Here is a 17683-nt window from a genome sequence, read left to right as displayed (position 1 = left end):
GCCCCGCTCTCGCGGTTGGCGCGCCGATTGCATCGGACATCGTCGGCCTCGGCGTTCAAGCCCCTGCCGGTGTCCGCGTGATCTCCATGAACTTGCGAAAAGTGGCATGTGTCGCCTCGGCGTCCTTCTGAAGCTCTTCCGCCAGCGCAACGTGCGCAAGGCTCAGCATGAGGTTCATCAGCCTGTCATCCCCCTGATCGAACTCGTGCAGCCCGCGCGCATCGAGATGATCGAGAGCGGCGCCAAGATGCGCGCTGGCCGCCACGTAGAACGCCTCACGCTGCTCTTTCAAAGAACGGCCACGTTGCTCGGCACGCGCGGCGGAGCCACCGATGGCCCATTGCGACACGAAGGGTTCCAGCACCGCGAATCCCGCCGGAAGCGATACGCTCATCGCACCACCTCCAGCCGCTCGGCGCGAAAGGCCTGCACCATACGCTCGACCTCGTTGAACAGGTGCCGGCAAAGCGATTCCTGAGACTGGAAATGGATATGCCGCAAGGCCCCGCTGGCGAGCCCTTTGTGCCCGCGTTCGATCACCGATCTATCCTCGGCATGAACATCCCGGGCCGTCGCCATGACATATTCACGAGCGAACCGCTCACTCGCACTCTCGTCTTCCCCCACCCAGTAAAGCCGGATAACCCCACGAGAACGATCATGGGCGAGCGGCATGACCACGTGCGAGAAATGCTGCACCGGTGAGCCGAACAGGAAGAAGTTCGGGAACAGCGCCAGATAGTCCTTCACGGTTTCGGCGCCGAACAAACCATCCGCCATGGCGGATACCCCGCCGCGCCTGAAAGCCTCGCCCTGTATCGGCGCGGGGGGAGGCATATTCGGGTTCGTCCAGATCCGTTGCGCTCGGTGGGCCCCATGAAAATCGTAGGAGACCGGATAACCGAACGGATTGTCCGCGCTGCAAACCGGTTGCGCGGCAGCAGGGTGAATGAAGCGCAGATGATAGTTTTCCTGGAAATTATCGAACGTCAGCTTCCAGTTCGCGTCGATCTCGTAGACATATTCCGAGAAGGTGGTGGCGCGGCCCACCGGCATCTGCTCCAGCTTTTCCGCAAGCGGTCCCAGTTCCTCACGCAGGCTCATCGCGGGCGTTCCGAAGTGAACGAAGATGAGGCCGCCAATCACCTCGCAGGCCAGGCCGGGCAAAGCGCAATCCGACTTGGAAACGTGGAAGGATTCGAAATCCGGCGCGGAGATCAGTCCGCCGTCCAGCCCGAAAGTCCACATGTGATAGGGGCAACTGAAGGTGCTCTGCTTTCCCTCGCAGGCATCGACCAACTGGGTGCCGCGATGCGTGCAGACATTGTGGAAAGCCCGGATCACCCCGTCCTTGCCGTGCGTGACGAGGATGGACGCCTTGAGCACCTCGACCTCGCGGCGGATGAAACTGCCACGATCGGGAACCTCGCAGACATGGCCGATCTGGAGCCAATTACGGCGAAACACCGCCTCTCGCTCCAGTTCGAACCAGTCCGGATCGTGGTAGGGTGCGGCGGGCACAGGCCGCGTGCCAAGCCACGCCAGTTCGTCCTTGCCCACCGGCTCGAAGGCCGCGTCCTGCCCGTTCATTGCATCCTCTCCCTTGCTTTTGTCGGGAGCAGGATATGGTGGCCTATCGATTCTTACAACACATCTGTCGTAATATCGCGGCCTGGCGTAACGCCTATCAGGCGCAGCATGGCGAGTTGGCTCTTCGCCAGCCGTTCGACGACATCGTCCAGCGGCAGGTCAGGCCGGACGCTATTGCGATAGACGCGCGGCCCGATCATCGCCCATGTCAGCAGCAATGTGCTGAACGATTCCGCGTCGATGTCCGTTTCTCCCATCTCCGCGAACTGCTCGCGCAAGCCGGCCACAAGGGCATCCCAATGGGGGTAGCGATTGCCGATACGGCCCGGCGCGAGGAATTCCTCGGTCCAGAGCGCGATCACCTCGGGATTTTCGAGCACGAAGCGGGTGATGAAGCGGGTGCGGTTCTCTGCCGTGTCGGACGGTGCGAATGCGGCCGCCAACTGGTTTGCCGACCATTCCCGAACCGCCACCAGCAAGGCATCGCGGCTGTCGAAATGGTAATAGACGGTGGTGCGGTTAACACCCGCTTCGCGCGCCACTTCGGACAGCGACAGCGCTTCGGTCCCTTTTTCCGACATCAGCCGCACAGCCGTGTCGATCAGGACCCCATGGGTTTCCTCGAAGCCCTTGTTGCGGCGGCGCGAGGGCTGCCGCCGGCCCGCCGGAGTTCCCGGTGCGTCGATCTGTTTAGTCATTCGCCTCCTGCCAGTTTGCCGGCGCCGTTTTGCCGAGTGCCGTATAAAACCACTAGCTGATTGATTTACAATCGAAATCACCGACAGTCGAGTATCTCTTCGGACTATTGTGTCGCCCACAGCACAAAGGTCGCAATCAGCCGCATCGGGGTTGCCGCCCGGGAAGGCCATTCCTAGATCAGCCCCCACGACATCAAGGAGTTGCTCATGTCCGATCCCACTTACACGCCGCCGAAAGTCTGGACCTGGGACAAGGGGAACGGCGGCGAATGGGCGAGCATCAATCGTCCGGTTTCCGGGGCGACGCACGACAAGGAACTGCCACGCGGAGAGCACCCCCTGCAACTCTACTCGCTAGGTACTCCCAATGGGCAAAAGGTCACGATCCTGCTGGAAGAACTGATTGCCGCAGGGGTAGCGGAGGCGGAATACGACGCCTGGCTCATTAATATCGGCGAAGGCGACCAGTTCGGTTCGGGCTTCGTTTCGGTGAATCCGAACTCGAAGATCCCCGCCCTGCTGGACTATTCCGCAGACAAGCCGGTGCGAATTTTCGAATCGGGCGCTATCCTGCTCTATCTTGCGGAAAAGTTCGGCAAGTTCGTGCCCGCCAACTATCCCGAGCGCGCGGAGTGCCTGTCCTGGCTGATGTGGCAGATGTCGACGGCTCCGCTGATCGGCGGCGGTTTCGGACATTTCTACGCCTATGCGCCCGAGAAGTTCGAATATCCGATCAATCGCTATGCCATGGAAACCAAGCGCATCCTCGACGTGGCGGACAAGCGCCTCGGCGAGTCGCGCTATTTGGCGGGAAGCGAATATTCTATCGCTGACATAGCCGCCTATGGCTGGTTCGGCGGCTTCGTGCGCGGCGACGCCTATGGAGATGCGGCGACTTTCCTTGACGTTGCCAGCTACGAAAACCTGATGCGCTGGGGCGAGGAAGTCGGCGCCCGCACGCCGGTTCAACGCGGCCGGATCGTAAACCGCAACGGTGAAGGCATGGTCCGCGAACGGCATTCCGCCGCCGATATCGACATTGTTCTCAAGGCCTGAGCCTGCTGAAATGCCGGCGCTGGAAAACTCTCTTCAAAGGGCTTTTCAGCGCCTGCATTAGCCGCTAAGCGCGCATTCCCTGCTGGGGCGTCGCCAAGTGGTAAGGCACCGGTTTTTGGTACCGGCATTCGCAGGTTCGAATCCTGCCGCCCCAGCCAGGTAGTTCTGCTGAAGTTATGATATGCCAATCCTGCGGCATGTCCTCCATTCGGCATTAGCGGCGTTGAGCTTTAAGTTCCGTATCCCCAAATCAAACCCTCGCGCCCCATCACCTGATCGCGTCTCAGAATGCGAGCGGCGCCCACAGCAAACTGCTGCCCTGCACCGGCCAGACAAGGCCGGGCTCATAGCCGTGCACCCTCGGGCTGCCCACCGGCGCAACCACCTTCCCGAACACCGCCGACCGCGAAATGCCGAGACGTTTCGCGACGGCACTATTGCAAATGTTTCGCATTTGCGTATTTGCGCGACCATAAGTTTGATGTTCAGGGAGATTAGTTTTGTCATCAGTCACGCGTGCTCGGCCCGGGATCTGCATGGCCCTTGTCGGCGCATCGATTCCGGCGATTGCCCTCGCTGCGATGCCCGGTGTCGCAGCGGCTCAAGGCACTGAGGAAACTAGCGCTCCCGCCCAGGATATCGTTGTCACGGCAGACCGCAGAGACAGCTTCAGCGCGGATTTCGTGCAGGCCGGCACCTTCCGCGACGCACGCCTGCGCGATACGCCGCTGACGATCGCAGTCATGACCAAGGACTTGCTGGAAGCGCAGCAGGCCCGGTCCCTGATCGACGCCGTGCGGAACACCCCCGGCGTCACGCAGGCCCAGATCAACAGTGCCATCTACAGCAACCTGGCGATCCGCGGCATCACTCTCAACAACTTCACGAACGTGCGCTGGAACGGCGTCCTGCCGATCGTCAACCTGATCGAGCAACCGATCGAGAGCAAGGACCGCATCGAAGTCCTCAAGGGTGCGGCGGGGCTCTACTACGGCTTCGCAACCCCTTCCGGCATCGTCAATCTTGTGACCGAACGCCCTGAGGATGCACCGATCAACCGTATCGACTTCATGGGCGATTCCAACGGATCCGTCGGCGCGAACTTCGATGTCAGCCGCAGCTTCGGATCGGCAGGCCTGCGGGTAAATGCCGGGACATCCTCGATCGAAACCGGGATCAAGCGCAGTTCCGGCGCCAGACGCTTCATTTCGGGAGCGTTCGACTGGCGCCCCCTCGATGGCCTCGAAATCCTGCTCGACGCCGAATACAACTACAAGTCCGTGACCGAGCCGACGGAGTTCAGCCTGCCCGCCGCCGTGAACGGAACCATCGCGCTTCCGCCCCTCCAGTCCCCTTCGAAAAACCTGGGCGCGTCATGGATGCAGGGTAGCGGGCATTCGACGAACCTGCTGGCGCGCGTGAATTACGATTTTGCGCGGAACTGGCGCATCGCCTTCGCCGTCGGCCAATCCTACCTGACGCGAAGCCGTTATTATTCCTCCTTCGGTGGCTACAATCTCGGCACCGGGGACGGAACCGTATCGGTGGCGATGACCAGCGGCAACGACTACAAGAACAATATCTATCGCAGCGATATTTCCGGCTCGTTCCGGACCGGACCGATCACGCACAATGTCATGGTCGGCGTCTCCTACTACACCCGCGACAGCAACGTGCCGACGGCGGTGCGATACAGCTTTGCCCAGAACCTTTACGACCCGGTTGCCATTCCGCAGCAGCCAAAGCCGCCACGTATCATTCCCAACCCGTCGCGGGTCGAGGACCTTGGCGTCTACATCTTCGACAGGGCCTCGCTCGGCGACTGGCTTCAGGCGACCATCGGCTATCGCAAGACCGACTACAGCGATGTCAGCCGCACCTCGGACTACAAGATCAAGCCGGGAACCTGGTCCTACGGGCTGATGGTAAAGCCGGTGGCCTGGGCGAATGTCTATGCCAACTATATCGAAGGCCTCGAACCCGGACCGATCGCGCAGCAGATCGCCAACAATGCGGGTGAAATCCTCCCGGCGGCGGTCAGCAAGCAGAAGGAAGTGGGCCTCAAGGTCGAGCCGATCCGGGGCATGTTGATGACGGCCGCCTATTTCCACATCAAGCGTCCCTCGGCCTACCTCAACAGCGCGAACTACTTCGTCCAGGATGCCGAGGCCGTGTACGAGGGCATCGAGGTAAGCGCAGTCGGTGAAGTGCTTCCGCGCCTGTCGATCTCCGCCAGCGCCCTCTATCTCGACGCCCAGCAGAAGTCCGGGAACGCTACTGTTGTCGGGAAGCTGATCGAGAATGTCTCGAAGTATTCGGGTTCGATCTTCGCCGAATACCGCGTCCCCGTGATCGAGGGCCTGCGGGTCTCGGCCGGTATGTTCCATGTCGGCCGCCGCGCGGTCAATGCGCTCAACCAGGCTTTCGTGCCGGGCTACGTGACCTTCGACCTCGGAGCGAGCTACAACTTCGACCTTGCCGGAAGCCCGACGACGATCCGCGTCTATGCGGATAACGTGACAGGCAAGCGCTACTGGGCGTCGACCGGCTCGAGCCTTCTTGCCCAGGGGCTCCCGCCGAGCGTCAAGCTGAGCCTTTCGACCCACTTCTAAGGCCGACCCTCACCCGGTTTTCTCCGGCGGGGCATGAATGCTTCGCCGGAAATTCCTGCCCCGAAAACAGGCTGAGATCGTTCATATCGGCGGGAAATGGAGGACCACGGCAAGACCGGGAGCGCCGTTCCTCAACTCGGCCCGCCCGCCATGTGCCTGCGCGATGGCGCGAACCATGCTCAGGCCCAGCCCATGCCCCGGACTGGACCGCGCCTGCTCGCTGCGGGCGAACCGCTCGAACAGGCGCTGTCCTTCGACCTCGTCCACACCGGGACCGTTATCCGCGACCTCGACGCTTATGCCCTCGTCGCCGGAACTGGCCGTCATGCAGATTGCGGTGCCGCCCAGCGTGTGACGCAAGGCATTGTCGAGAAGGTTGGCGATTGCCTGGCTCACAAGGCGGCGGTCGCCTTCGATTTCCAGTCCGGCGGGGAAATCAACCTGGAGAGTGCGGCCGCTGTCCTCGATGTCGGGGCGGTAGCTCTCTGCCATCTGGTCGAGCAGCACCGACATATCCACGCGGCGGCGCGGAAGCCGGTCGGACAAGCCCTCGATTTCCGCCAGCCGCAGCAAGGCCGAAAACAGTTCGAGCAATTCGCCCGCCTGCGCACGCGCTGTGTCGAGGATATCTGCGCGAATTCGCGCTTCCGGTTCGCGCGCCGCTTCATCGAGCTTGTTGCAGAGCCTCGTAAGCGGCGTGCGCAGATCGTGAGCGACATCGCTCGATACCTGTCGCAGGTTTTCCATCAGGCTCTCTATCCGGTCGAGCATCCGGTTGAGCGTGCCGGCCAGCCGATCGAACTCGCTTCCGGAATTGTCCCGGGGAATGCGCCGGGCCAGATCGCCGCCGATGATCGCCTGTGCCGTCGCATCGATCCGGCTCAGGCGTCTCCGGGTAATCCAACCGATCAGGACCGCCGCCGCCAACCCGAGGATGAGCATGGCCGCGAGCGAGCTTGCGAACAGCGCGGCCAGCGTCCGGTCGATCTCGTCGAGGTCGGAGCGATCAGCTGCAATCACGAGCGTGCCGCCCGGAACCGCAGTTGTCAGGGCCTGTGCGATGGCATCCTCGCTAAGGTAGCCCTGCCCTTGCCGCCGATAGTGGAGAAACTCCTCGAAGCCCTGTTTTCCGGGAACCGGGGCATCGAGAGAGCCCGCCAGTCTTTCACCGGCTTCGTCCACCAGCAGGTACTCGAGGCTGGAGGTCGACCGCGCGGCTTCGCGGCGACCGATGGCAGCGGCGAGCGCCGGGAGTCCGCTGGAATGTGCTTCCGCCAGCAACCCGGCGGTTTCAGTGGCGATACGATGGTCGAGCTGCTGCTCCAGCGCCTCGTGAGTGACTTCGTAAGCCGCGAGGCCGATCGCTAGCGTGGCAAGCGCAAATGCGACGGCGACGATCCCGACCAGCCCTGAAGTGGTTCGCCAGAGGTTCCGCAGCATCTATCCGCCCCGGATCATGTAGCCGGCCCCGCGTATCGTCTCGATGGCATCCTCTTCGAACCCGGCGTTGAGCTTGGATCGCAAGCGGCTGAGGTGGGTCTCGACAATGTTCGTCTTGGGATCAAAATCGAAATCCCACACCCGTTCAAGCAGCATCGTGCGCGTCATCACCCGCCGGGGATTGCGCATCAATTCGGCCAGCAGCGCGAATTCGCGCGGCTGCAAGGCAATGCGGCTTCCCCGCCGTTCGACCGTGCGGCGATGGAGGTCGAGCAGGATGTCGCCCACAGCGAGCAAGTGCCCCTCCATCCGGGCCTGCGGCCGCCTGCCCAGAGCATTGATCCGCGCGGCGAGTTCGGAAAAGGCAAAGGGCTTCACCAGATAATCGTCAGCCCCGGCCTCCAGCCCGTCCACCCTGTCGGCAATTCCGCCGATCGCGGTCAACATCAGGACCGGCGTTGCGTCCGCCGCCGCGCGCAGCGCCTTGAGCAACGAAAGCCCGTCGAGCCCCGGCAGCATGCGATCGAGCACAATGACATCGAATCCGCCACCGGTCGCCTGAAACAGCCCATCGCGCCCATCGCGGCTCAGGACGACGGCTTGCCCGGCTTCCTCAAGTCCCTTCGCGATGAAGCAGGCGGTTTCTTCGTCATCTTCCACTATCAGGATTCGCATGGACGCAGCCTAGCGCGCCTGCGACCCGCTACGCCAGCCGCCACCGAGCGCGCGAAAGAGCGCGACTTCCGCCTGGGCGACCGCAAGATCGCTCTGGATTTTCGCAAGGCGCGCGGCAGCCAGGGTGCGCTCGGCATCGATCTGGAGCAGGCTTGCCGCATCGCCCAGCCGGACGCGCGCCGCGGACCGGCGGGCATAAGCGCGTGCCTCATCTGCCGCAGCCCCGAGATCGCGATTGCGTCGCAGTTCGGCATCGTAGGCGGCAAGCGCGGTCTCGACCTCCCGGAGCGCCTTCAGGACCGCTACATCCCAGCCGGCAAGGGCGGCCTGCTCCGCAGCCCGGGCTTGAGCAAGCTTCGCCCGTGCCGGCCCTTGATTGGGAAAGGCCCAGGTTATCAGCGGCGATATGGCCGCGTCGAAACCGCCCGAGAGCAGGCCCAGCGCCCCGCCCAGATTGACGCGGGGATAGAGGTCGGCGCGCGCCACGCCGATCCGGGCGGCAGAGGCTGCCAGCCTGCGTTCGGCCTCGCGCACATCGGGCCGGCGGAGCAGCAGTGCAGTGCCGTCCCCGACCGGCGCCGGCACCTTCAGGCGCGGGATCATCGTGCAGCCCGGCCCATCGACGCGCGCCTCGGCGGGGGGGCGACCTCTCAGCGTGGTGAGCCGATAGAGCGCATTCGCGCGCGCCGCCTCGAACGGCGCGATACCCGCTCTGGTCGAGGCAGCCAGGGTGGCTGCCTGCGAAACTTCCAGCGGCGAGACTTCCCCGGCCGACAACTGTTCGCGAACCAGCGCAAGCGAGCGCTCCTGCGCTGCTGCCACCGCCCCAGCCTCTGCGATTGCCTGCGAGGCGGCACAGGATTCGAGATAGGCCTGAACCGTATCGGCCACGACCGCAACCCTGACTCCATCAAGCGCCGCCGCCTGCGCTTCGGCATCGGCGCTGGCGGCGAGCGCGCCGGACCGGAGCCGACCGAACAGGTCGATATCCCAGCTTGCGGTCGCCGCGATATCCCAGTCGCTCGCCGGAACGGACACCGCACCGGGCTGGTTGCCGGGATCGTCGACGGTGAGCGCGCTTTCGATCGTCGTGGTGGGAAGCCGCGCAGCGCGCGCCAATCTCGAGGCCGCGCGCGCGCCTTCGAGATTGGCATAAGCGACGCGCAGATCGGCATTGGCCAGGAGACTGGCTTCGACGAGGGAATCCAGTGCTGGATCCTCGTAGAGGCGCCACCAGTCTTCGGGCACCGGGTCGAGCGTCGCGACCGGGAGATCGGCGAAGCGGCCGGCAGCCGCTGGCGGAATTTCCGGCTTGATCGGCGCGGGAGGGGCCATGCATCCGGTCACGGCCAGCGCGGCGAGCGGACCGGCCCATAGTGGAAGGCGCAAGATCATGCCGATACCTCCGCGCCCCGGACCGGTCCTTCTGCGCGTTCCTGGCCGTACCTTGCGTAGAGCGCGGGCATCAGGAAGAGATTGAGCAAGGTCGACGATACCAGCCCGCCAAGAATGACGATGGCCATGGGATGTTCGATCTCGTGGCCCGGGGCATTGCCCGCCGCAATCAGCGGAACCAGCGCCAGACCGGCGCAGGCGGCGGTCATCAGGATCGGCACCAGCCTTTCCTCGGCGCCGCGCAGCACGAGTTCGCGGCCGAATGCCATGCCCTCCTCACGTTCAAGATGCCGGTAATGCGAAAGCAGCATGATGCCGTTGCGCGCCGCTATGCCGATCACCGTTACGAAGCCCACGAGCGAGCCCAGCGACAGCACCCCACCGGTGAGCGCGACCGCGACGACGCCCCCGACAAGCGCGAAAGGCAGGCTGACGCCGACCAGCGCCGTGATCCGGCGCGAGCGGAACTCGATCCAGACCAGCAGCAGCACGCCGAGAAGGCAGAGCGCGCCGGTCGTCCAGAGCCGCTGGCGCGATTCCTTCAAGGCAGCGTATTCACCCAGCACTTCGGGATGATAACCCGCGGCGAAGGGCACTTTGGCAACGGCAGCCTCCACCCCGCGCGCCACCGTTCCAAGGTCCGCTCCGGCAACGTTCATGGTCACGTCGAGGCGGCGCTGGCCGTTTTCACGCTTCACCTCGTTAGGCGCGGGAACCACTTCCACCTCGGCGACGTCCGAAAGGCGCACGGGTGCTCCGGCGGGCGACTGGATCATCAGGTCACGCAAGGCGTGGATAGAGCCGCGAACCCGGGGCTCGCCCCAGAGCGTGACGTCGAACGATTTCTGGTCCCGGTAGATCTCGCCCACTTTCTGCTGCGCCACAAGCGTCTGGGCCTGACGGCGCACCTCGCCGGCGGTCAGCCCCAGACGGGCCAGCTCCTCCGGGCGCGGTCGGATGCGCAATTGAGGCACGAGCACCTGGCTTTCCAATTTGAGATCGGAAACACCGCCCACCCCTGCCACGGCATCGCGAACACGCTCACCTGCGGCGCGCAGTTCCGCCTGATCGGGCCCGTATATCCGCACGACCACAGTGGCACCCGCGCCTGTGAGCACTTCCTTGATACGCTCGCGCAGATAGGTGAGGACGTCGCGGAACAGGCCGGGGTAGCCGTCGATCACGCGCTTGATGCGGGCAACGGACGCATCATAGTCTGCCTGTTCGTCAAGGCTGATCCACAATTCGGTGAAGTTCGGCCCGACGACCTCGTCAGCCTGTTCGGCACGGCCGATATGCGCTCCGAAATTGCGCACACCGGGTATCGCGCGCAGTTCCTTCGAGGCACGCATGGTGATGCGGTCCATCGCCTCGATCGAAGTGCCCGGCTTCTCCACGAAATGCATGAGGAAGTCTGTCTCGCGAAAGTCGGGAAGGAACTGGTCCTTGAACCCCGCATAGCCCAGCCCCGCGAGCACCAGTCCTCCTGCAACGACACCCCCCGCCATGCGCGAGCGCATCAAGACCCAGGGCAACGCGCCGGAATAGCCGCGCTTCAGCCAGCGTACGAAGCGGGTATCGCGTTCCTGCGTCACCGGAGCGTTGGGAAGGATCAAAAGGCAGAGCGCCGGTGTCACCGTCAGCGCAACCAGCAGCGAAGCCGCGATCGCAAGTACGTAGGCGACCGCCAGGGGCTGGAAGAAGGTGCCCGCCACGCCGCCGAGGAAGAAGATCGGCAGGAACACGAGCATCACTATCAGCGAGGCGAAAACGACCGCCGAGCGCACTTCCAGCGAGGCGGCGAGCACCACCGCAAAGGCGGGCCTGACATCTTCCGCCTCGCGGTTGAGCCGTAGCCGCCGGGCGATGTTCTCCACGTCGATGATCGCATCATCCACCACTTCGCCCAGCGCGATGACCAGCCCGGCGATCACCATGACGTTGATCGTCGCCCCGCTCCACAGCAGCACCAGCCCCGCGCCAAGCAGCGAAAGCGGAATCGCCGTGAGGCTGATCACCGCCTGCCGCCAGTCCCTGGTGAATAGGAACAGGACCGCCGCCACCAGTGCGCAGCCGATCAGCAGCGCCCGTGTCAGGTTGTCGATCGAACGCTCGATGAACGTGGCGGGACGGAAGATGGTCGTGTCGACCTTCACGTCCGTCAGGCCCGGCTTCAGTTCATCAAGAGCGGCTTCGACCGCGTGGGTCAGTTCCAGCGTATTGGCGGTCGGCTGCTTCTCGACAATCAGCATGATGCCGGGAACGTCGTCGATGATGGCGTTGCCGATGGGCGGTGCGTGACCGTCCACCACGCGGGCGACATCGGCAATCCTCACCGGCGCATTGCCGGACTGGCGCACGATGGCCTGCCCCAGTTGCGCGGCGTCCTGCACCATGCCGCCCTGCTGAACGGCAAGACGCTGGTTCGGCGTGTCGATGAAGCCGCCGCCGCCCACCAGAACCGCGTCTCCTGCTGCAGCCCGCACTTCGGCAAGGGTGACGCCCGCGGCGCGAAGCCGGTCCGGATCGACGAGGACCTGAAGCTGGCGGTCGCGCTGGCCCCAGACGGCGACATTGGCAACGCCGGGGACCGCCATCAGCCGGGGGCGGATGGTCCAGCGAACCAGCTCCGAAAGCTTCATCTGATCCAGCCTGGCCGAGGTGATCCCGATCTTCATCGCGCGGCTGGTGGAAGAGAGCGGCGGCATGAGCACCGGTTGGCGCGCCGCCACCGGCAGGCGGGGCTGGACCTGCGCGATGCGCTCCCCCACCATCTGGCGCGCGCGCATCACATCGGTCCCGCGCGCGAAAAGGATCTGCACCGAGGACAACCCAAGCACGGACTTCGAGCGCAGCGTCATCAGGTCGGGCACGCCATTGACCGCGGTCTCGATCGGCACGGTGACAAGGCTTTCCACTTCTTCGGTGGACAGGCCGGGCGCCTCGGTCTGGATTTCGACCATGGGCGGCGCAAATTCTGGAAAGACGTCAAGCGGGACATCGCGGCCCGCCCTTACGCCCAGCACGACAAGCAATGCGGCCAGGGCAAGCACGAGCACGCGCTGGACCAGCGCGAAACGGACAAGACCGGCCAGCATCAGTGAGCCGCCCCGAATTCGGTGCCGAACAGCTCTGCCGCGCCTACCGTCACGACTTCGGCGCCCGGCTCCAGCCCCCGCGCGAGCAATGCGGTGCCGCCGGTTTCACTCGCCACTTCGACGCGCTGCCGGACGAAAGTGTCCTTGCCTGTCCGCCGATAGAGCCATTCCCCGCCGTAGATGTCCCGAACGATAGCCGAGGAGGCGACCGAAAGACCCTGGGTTCTGCCGGAAAGCGGCAGGTCCACCGCCACGCGCTGCCCGACACGGAAGCTGCGCCCGTCGTTGCCGAGCGCGTAATAGATATCCACGGTGCCGGCCGTTCCGTCGGCGGAGGGCGGGGCCTGGACGGGGCGTGCGCTGTGCGACACCGCATCCGCGCCGAGCGCCCGAACCGTGGCGGAGCCGCCCCGCTGGATCGCGCCGACATCGCTGGCAAAGACCGAGGCCCTCACCCAGAGAACGGACTGATTGCCGAGCGATCCTATCGCCGGCCCCAGCAGCGCTCTCTGCTGCCTTGCGGCGCCAAGCGCGGCCTGCGCTGCCGCGAAGGCCGCCGCCGCTTCGTCCCGCGCCCGGATGCTTCCTGCTTCCTCCCGCACGAGGTTTTCGGCGCGGGTCAGGGCGATCCGCGCCAGTCGCGCCTGAGCCTCGGTTCGCGCCACTTCGCCATCGGCCGCCGCCTGCTGCGCGCCGACCTGCTGGAGGTTGGTGAGCGAGTTGGTCGGCACCCCGTTGGCCGTGGTGGGAGGAACCACGATCTCGCCGGTCACCTGCCGGACTTGCCCGGCCGCGCCGCCTCCCGGCCGCGCCGTGACAATGCCGAGCCGGTGCTGCGCCTCCGGCGTCAACGTCAACTTCAGCAATTCGCTTTCATGAGCGATCAGTTCGGCATGGGATGGCGGCGCGGAGCTCCGCGAATCCGTTTTGCTACAGGCCGCAAGGGCGATCGGCAGGGTCAGATAGGCAAGCTGGCGCATGGCCGACGCTTACCCGGCGCGCATTGGGCGGCGCTGGACGTCCCTATACAAATTCCCAATGTTTGCGTCCCGGCCCGTTTCCTGCCTTCGGCAAGGTCAGCCGCACGAGGAGCGGCATGGCCAGCAGGACCAGCGGATATTGCAGCAGCAGGCCGGAGACGATCGCGATGGCAAGCGGCTGCTGGATGCCGGAGCCCTGCCCGATCGCCAGCGCAAGCGGCAGCAGCGTGAGAATGGCGGCCAGCGTCGTCATCGTGATCGGGCGCACACGGTTGCGGCTCGCCTCGCGCGCGGCTTCTGCGGGCGGCATGTGGCGGGACATTTCCTCGAACTCGGAAACGTAGAAAATCGCCATTTCGGTGCCGATACCGATGATCATGGTCATGCCCATCAGCGCGGTAATGTTGAGATCCACCCCGGCAAGCCACAGCCCGGTGAAGACCGCTGTCGTCGAAAGCAACGAGCAGCCGATGATAATGACCGGCAGCCAAAGGCGCCGGTAAAGCACGAGCAGAAGGATGAATTCGGCGACCAGAGCGGCACCGAAGACATGCAGAAGCCCGGAGAAAGCGATCTGCTGTTGCTGATAGAGCCCGCCCATCTCGTAGCGCACCCCGGGCGCGAGAACACCGGGCCTGTCGAGCGCGGCGGTAACGTCGGCAACCGCCGCGCCGATGCCGCGTCCCTGGATGCGGCCCGTCACCGCCACCATCGGTTCCAGATTCTCACGCGCGATCTGTGGCTGGCCGGCGACCGATGTCAGGCTGGCCACGCGCGACAGCGGAAACAGGTGTCCATCGCTCGCCCGGATCGGCAGGCGGGCGAGTTCGGTTTCGCTCATGGTCGTGGCATTCGGCAGGCGCACCCGCACGTCGACCGTCTTGCTCGCCTGGGGCAGCGTTGTGGCGACGGTGCCGCTGAGCGCGTCTGCTAGCTGGGTCTCGACATCGGCGGGCAAGACGCCTTCCATTCCGGCACGCACCGGATCGACGGCCACATCGATGGCATCGCCCGCAAGCTGTACGCCGTCCTTGACCTCGACCACGCCGGAAATCCCGGAAACGACTTTAGCCACCTTCTTCGCCTGATCGTCGAGCACCGACGGATCGGACGAGAACAGCTTCACTTCGATGGGCTGCGGCACGGTGGTCAGGTCGCCGATGAGGTCTTCCATGAGCTGCGCCACTTCGACCTCGACACCGGGGACTTTCACGGAAACCTCGTCCGCGACGGCGGCGGCCAGTTCCTCGGTCGGCGTGGCATGGCCGGGCTTCAGGCGGACGAAATAATCTCCGTGGTAGCTCTGGCCAAGGTCCCCGCCCAGCCCGGTGCCGAGGCGGCGGGAAAACGTGAGCACTTGCGGATTGCCGCTCAGGATACGGTCGACTTGCGCGATCTGCCGCGTGCTTTCATCAAGCGAGGTTCCCGGCGCAGTGTAGTAATCCATGACGAAACCGCCCTCGTCGACCCGGGGCATGAAGCCGGTGGGCACATTGCTGTAGCCAAGATATCCCACGATCAGCAGCGGCACGAGGATAGCGGCCAGCAGCCACGGCCTGCGCCCCAGCGCATCGAGCGTCCGGTCGTGCGCGCGTCCCAGGCGCCCCTCTCCCGCCTCGCCCGGATCGCGCCACTTGCCGAAGTCCACCAGCCGGTGGACCAGCACCGGCACGACAAAGGCCGTCATCGCCCATGAGATTGCAAGCGCGGCGGCCATGGTCACCGAAAGCGCCTTGGAGAAGGCCCCGGTCACGCCCGTCAGGAACGAGAGTGGCAGGAACACGATCAGCGTTGCCAGGCTCGATCCGGTGAGCGGCGCCATGAATTCGCGTGCGGCGGGGAACACTGCATCCTTGCCCGCCACCGCGCCGTCCTTGCCGCTGGCACCGGCGCGCCGGGCGATGTGCTCGACCATGACGATCACGTCGTCGATCAGCAGGCCGACAGCCGCCGCGATGCCGCCCAGCGTCATGATGTTGAACGACATTCCGAGCGCACTGAGCACCAGCACCGTGGCCGCCAGCGTGGCGGGAACCACGATCGCGGCCACCAGCGTCACGCGCCAGCTGCGCAGGAACCAGAGCAGCACCAGCCCGGCAAGGACCAGGCCGATCAGCACCGCGTCGCGAACGCTCGCCACGGATTGCGTGACCAGTTCGCTCTGGTCGTACCAGTTCACCAGCCTGACGCCTGCAGGCAGCTTCAGGGTCGCCAGCTTGGCCTGCACTTCCCGCGCGATCTGCACGGCATTGCCGTCCGGCTGCTCATAGATGTTGAAGAGCACCGCCGGCCGCCCATCCTCGACGATGCGCTGCCATTGCGGCACGGTGCCGTTCTGGACGGTCGCCACGTCGCGCACGCGGACGATTCCGGCGGGGTCCGACTGGACGACGATATTGCCGACCTGATCCGCGCCCGGCACGCTGCGGTCGGCGATCACCAGAGACAGGCGGCCGCGATCCTGCACCTGGCCCACCGCGCTGAGCACGTTGCCGCCCCGGATCGCGGCTGCAAGGTCCGCCATGGCGAGGTTGTGATCGGCAAGGCGCTGCGGATCGGCCAGAACCTGGACTTCGGCAGTCTCGCCGCCCTGCACACCCACGCGGGCAAGGCCGGGGATCGAGGACAGCAGCGGCGTGACCTGATAGCGCGCGAAGTCCTGCAGGGCGACCGGATCGGCGGTGTCGGAAACCAGCGCATAGGAGATGATCGGGAACACCGTCGGGTCCATCCGGCGCACGTCGTACTGTGTTCCGGCGGGCAAGGTCGGCAGGATGCGGGCGATGGCGGAATCGACCATCAGCGTGCTCGACACCATGTCGCGGCCCCAGCCGAAGTCGATGGAGATCTGCGCCGAACCGCGACTGGTTTCCGAGCGCACGTCCTGCACACCGGGCACCGCGCGAATGGCTTCCTCCACCGGACGGGTCACCGTCAGCGCGGTCTGGTCGGCGGGACGGCTGCCTGCATCGAGATCGACGACGACGCGGGGAAACGAGACTTGCGGAAACAACCCGATCGGCAGCGAGAACGCCGCGATCAGCCCGGCCAGCGCCATCGCCAGCGCAACCAGCACGAAGGCGCGCGATTGCGAGCGCAGCAGACGTTCGAGCATCAACGCCCCCACCGCACGGCATCGCCGTCGTTCACCTGATAGGCCCCCTCGACGATGATCGGCCGACGGGGATCTACCGGCCCGTCCACCACGTCACCCTCGGGGGAGGAAAGCCGGACCTGCACCGGCACGGCCTTGGCCTTGCCACCGGCCTCCTGGAAGATGCGCGCGGGGCCTCCTGCCGTGACGACCGCCGCATGAGGCACGACCCATCCCGCCACGTCGCCGGTGCGGATGGCAACTTCCATGCCCTCTCCCGGCAGCAGCGCACCGGCCGGGAAGCCGAGGTCTACATCGACCATCCGTGTCTTCGGGTTGAGCATGCCGTCCACCCGCACCACCTTTCCGGCGATGCCGCCGCCGCCCGAAAGGCGTTTCATGCTGGCCGCCTGCCCGGGAGCCACGCCGCCCCGCTCCGCGGGATCGATGCCGACGGTCACGACTATTCCGCCCTGACGGGCAAGGGTCATGATCGCAGCGCCGGGCTGCAAGCGATCGCCGCTCGCGGCCGTAACCGAAGTGACGATACCGGCGAACGGCGCCGTGAGCGTCTGAACCGACCTGCCCGCGCCTTCGGCCGCAAGCGCGGCCAGCGCGGTGCGCGCATCGGCAACTGCCTTGTCTGCCTGGACGAGCTGGTCGGACGTCGCAAGTTGCTGGGACAGGAGCTGCGCGGCCGAGCGGCGCTGCTTCTCTGCCGCCGCAAGGGCATCGGCGGCTTGCAGGTAGGCGCTCCTTGCGGAAGGCGCGACGGCGAAGGTGCCCAGCACCTGCCCCGCCCGCACCGCAGTGCCCTGCGTCACCGCCAGTGAAGTGAGCTGTCCGGGCTGCGCCATGCTGATGGAGGATGTACCCGCCTCGGACGGCGAGGCGGAGCCATAGGCGGTGATCGTGGCTGGAAGCGCCCCGCGCACCGGCCGCACGACCGTGACGAGGACGCTTGGCGTCCTGTCGGGCTCCGAAGGGCCGCTCCCGCAGGCGCTGAGTACCAGCAGGGTAGCGGCAATCGGGAAATGCATGATTT

The 17683-nt window shown here is 65.3% G+C and carries 12 protein-coding genes and 1 tRNA gene; 3 read left to right on the top strand and 10 right to left on the bottom strand.

Translation table 11 applies throughout. From position 1 onward, the window contains the following. Positions 1-55: 55 nt before the first annotated feature. From ACXJ16_RS02315 to ACXJ16_RS02305, 3 genes are read right to left on the bottom strand one after another with little or no spacing between them, the layout of a single operon-like run. A complete protein-coding gene (locus ACXJ16_RS02315; protein WP_463921143.1) occupies positions 56-394 on the bottom strand; it encodes a hypothetical protein in 339 nt (112 codons plus the stop codon). After that, positions 391-1590: an aromatic ring-hydroxylating oxygenase subunit alpha gene (locus tag ACXJ16_RS02310; RefSeq protein ID WP_185997028.1), complete on the bottom strand. Its 1200-nt coding sequence runs from the start codon at positions 1588-1590 to the stop codon at positions 391-393. Before ACXJ16_RS02310 ends, ACXJ16_RS02315 begins: the two co-directional genes overlap by 4 nt. A 53-nt stretch (positions 1591-1643) precedes the next feature. After that, positions 1644-2288 (bottom strand): TetR/AcrR family transcriptional regulator, encoded by a 645-nt coding sequence (locus ACXJ16_RS02305; RefSeq protein ID WP_463921142.1) that lies wholly within the window; start codon positions 2286-2288, stop codon positions 1644-1646. Between the two features lie 207 nt (positions 2289-2495). Between ACXJ16_RS02305 and yghU the strand changes: the two genes are divergently transcribed. The 3 genes from yghU (at position 2496) to ACXJ16_RS02290 (ending at position 5956) form a co-directional block, all read left to right on the top strand. Further along, positions 2496-3344, top strand: coding sequence for a glutathione-dependent disulfide-bond oxidoreductase (gene yghU, locus ACXJ16_RS02300; RefSeq protein WP_324696030.1), 849 nt, complete (start codon positions 2496-2498; stop codon positions 3342-3344). 83 nt (positions 3345-3427) lie between these two features. Next, positions 3428-3502, top strand: a tRNA-Gln gene (locus ACXJ16_RS02295). 378 nt (positions 3503-3880) lie between these two features. Then, positions 3881-5956, top strand: a complete 2076-nt coding sequence (locus tag ACXJ16_RS02290) for a TonB-dependent siderophore receptor (RefSeq protein ID WP_463921140.1) — start codon at positions 3881-3883, stop codon at positions 5954-5956. Positions 5957-6037: 81 nt separating this feature from the next. Here the strand turns inward: ACXJ16_RS02290 and ACXJ16_RS02285 are convergent, their stop codons facing one another. From ACXJ16_RS02285 to ACXJ16_RS02255, 7 genes are read right to left on the bottom strand one after another with little or no spacing between them, the layout of a single operon-like run. Next, positions 6038-7396 carry a HAMP domain-containing sensor histidine kinase gene (locus tag ACXJ16_RS02285; protein WP_463921139.1) on the bottom strand — a complete coding sequence of 453 codons (1359 nt, stop codon included), beginning with the start codon at positions 7394-7396 and terminating at the stop codon, positions 6038-6040. Then, positions 7397-8071 (bottom strand): response regulator transcription factor, encoded by a 675-nt coding sequence (locus ACXJ16_RS02280; protein ID WP_054440456.1) that lies wholly within the window; start codon positions 8069-8071, stop codon positions 7397-7399. Between the two features lie 9 nt (positions 8072-8080). Next, on the bottom strand, positions 8081-9466 hold the full coding sequence (locus ACXJ16_RS02275) for a TolC family protein (RefSeq protein WP_324696036.1): 1386 nt from the start codon (positions 9464-9466) through the stop codon (positions 8081-8083). Then, positions 9463-12564, bottom strand: coding sequence for an efflux RND transporter permease subunit (locus ACXJ16_RS02270; RefSeq protein ID WP_463921137.1), 3102 nt, complete (start codon positions 12562-12564; stop codon positions 9463-9465). The genes ACXJ16_RS02275 and ACXJ16_RS02270 overlap by 4 nt, the downstream gene beginning before the upstream one ends. After that, positions 12564-13544 carry an efflux RND transporter periplasmic adaptor subunit gene (locus ACXJ16_RS02265; protein ID WP_463921135.1) on the bottom strand — a complete coding sequence of 327 codons (981 nt, stop codon included), beginning with the start codon at positions 13542-13544 and terminating at the stop codon, positions 12564-12566. The genes ACXJ16_RS02270 and ACXJ16_RS02265 overlap by 1 nt, the downstream gene beginning before the upstream one ends. Before the next feature lie 43 nt (positions 13545-13587). Further along, positions 13588-16659: an efflux RND transporter permease subunit gene (locus tag ACXJ16_RS02260; RefSeq protein ID WP_463921134.1), complete on the bottom strand. Its 3072-nt coding sequence runs from the start codon at positions 16657-16659 to the stop codon at positions 13588-13590. Beyond that, positions 16659-17678 (bottom strand): efflux RND transporter periplasmic adaptor subunit, encoded by a 1020-nt coding sequence (locus tag ACXJ16_RS02255; RefSeq protein ID WP_185998737.1) that lies wholly within the window; start codon positions 17676-17678, stop codon positions 16659-16661. Before ACXJ16_RS02255 ends, ACXJ16_RS02260 begins: the two co-directional genes overlap by 1 nt. Positions 17679-17683 lie beyond the last annotated feature (5 nt).

Source organism: Novosphingobium sp. TK71, assembly GCF_055361505.1.
The sequence above is the reverse complement of the archived record's forward strand: the minus strand, read 5'-3'. Positions and strand labels throughout refer to the sequence as shown.

Coding starts and splice junctions, on each gene's coding strand:
- ACXJ16_RS02315 (WP_463921143.1), bottom strand. CDS start 394: ATGAGCGTATCGCTTCCGGCGGGATTCGCGGTGCTGGAACCCTTCGTG.
- ACXJ16_RS02310 (WP_185997028.1), bottom strand. CDS start 1,590: ATGAACGGGCAGGACGCGGCCTTCGAGCCGGTGGGCAAGGACGAACTG.
- ACXJ16_RS02305 (WP_463921142.1), bottom strand. CDS start 2,288: ATGACTAAACAGATCGACGCACCGGGAACTCCGGCGGGCCGGCGGCAG.
- yghU (WP_324696030.1), top strand. CDS start 2,496: ATGTCCGATCCCACTTACACGCCGCCGAAAGTCTGGACCTGGGACAAG.
- ACXJ16_RS02290 (WP_463921140.1), top strand. CDS start 3,881: ATGGCCCTTGTCGGCGCATCGATTCCGGCGATTGCCCTCGCTGCGATG.
- ACXJ16_RS02285 (WP_463921139.1), bottom strand. CDS start 7,396: ATGCTGCGGAACCTCTGGCGAACCACTTCAGGGCTGGTCGGGATCGTC.
- ACXJ16_RS02280 (WP_054440456.1), bottom strand. CDS start 8,071: ATGCGAATCCTGATAGTGGAAGATGACGAAGAAACCGCCTGCTTCATC.
- ACXJ16_RS02275 (WP_324696036.1), bottom strand. CDS start 9,466: ATGATCTTGCGCCTTCCACTATGGGCCGGTCCGCTCGCCGCGCTGGCC.
- ACXJ16_RS02270 (WP_463921137.1), bottom strand. CDS start 12,564: ATGCTGGCCGGTCTTGTCCGTTTCGCGCTGGTCCAGCGCGTGCTCGTG.
- ACXJ16_RS02265 (WP_463921135.1), bottom strand. CDS start 13,544: ATGCGCCAGCTTGCCTATCTGACCCTGCCGATCGCCCTTGCGGCCTGT.
- ACXJ16_RS02260 (WP_463921134.1), bottom strand. CDS start 16,659: ATGCTCGAACGTCTGCTGCGCTCGCAATCGCGCGCCTTCGTGCTGGTT.
- ACXJ16_RS02255 (WP_185998737.1), bottom strand. CDS start 17,678: ATGCATTTCCCGATTGCCGCTACCCTGCTGGTACTCAGCGCCTGCGGG.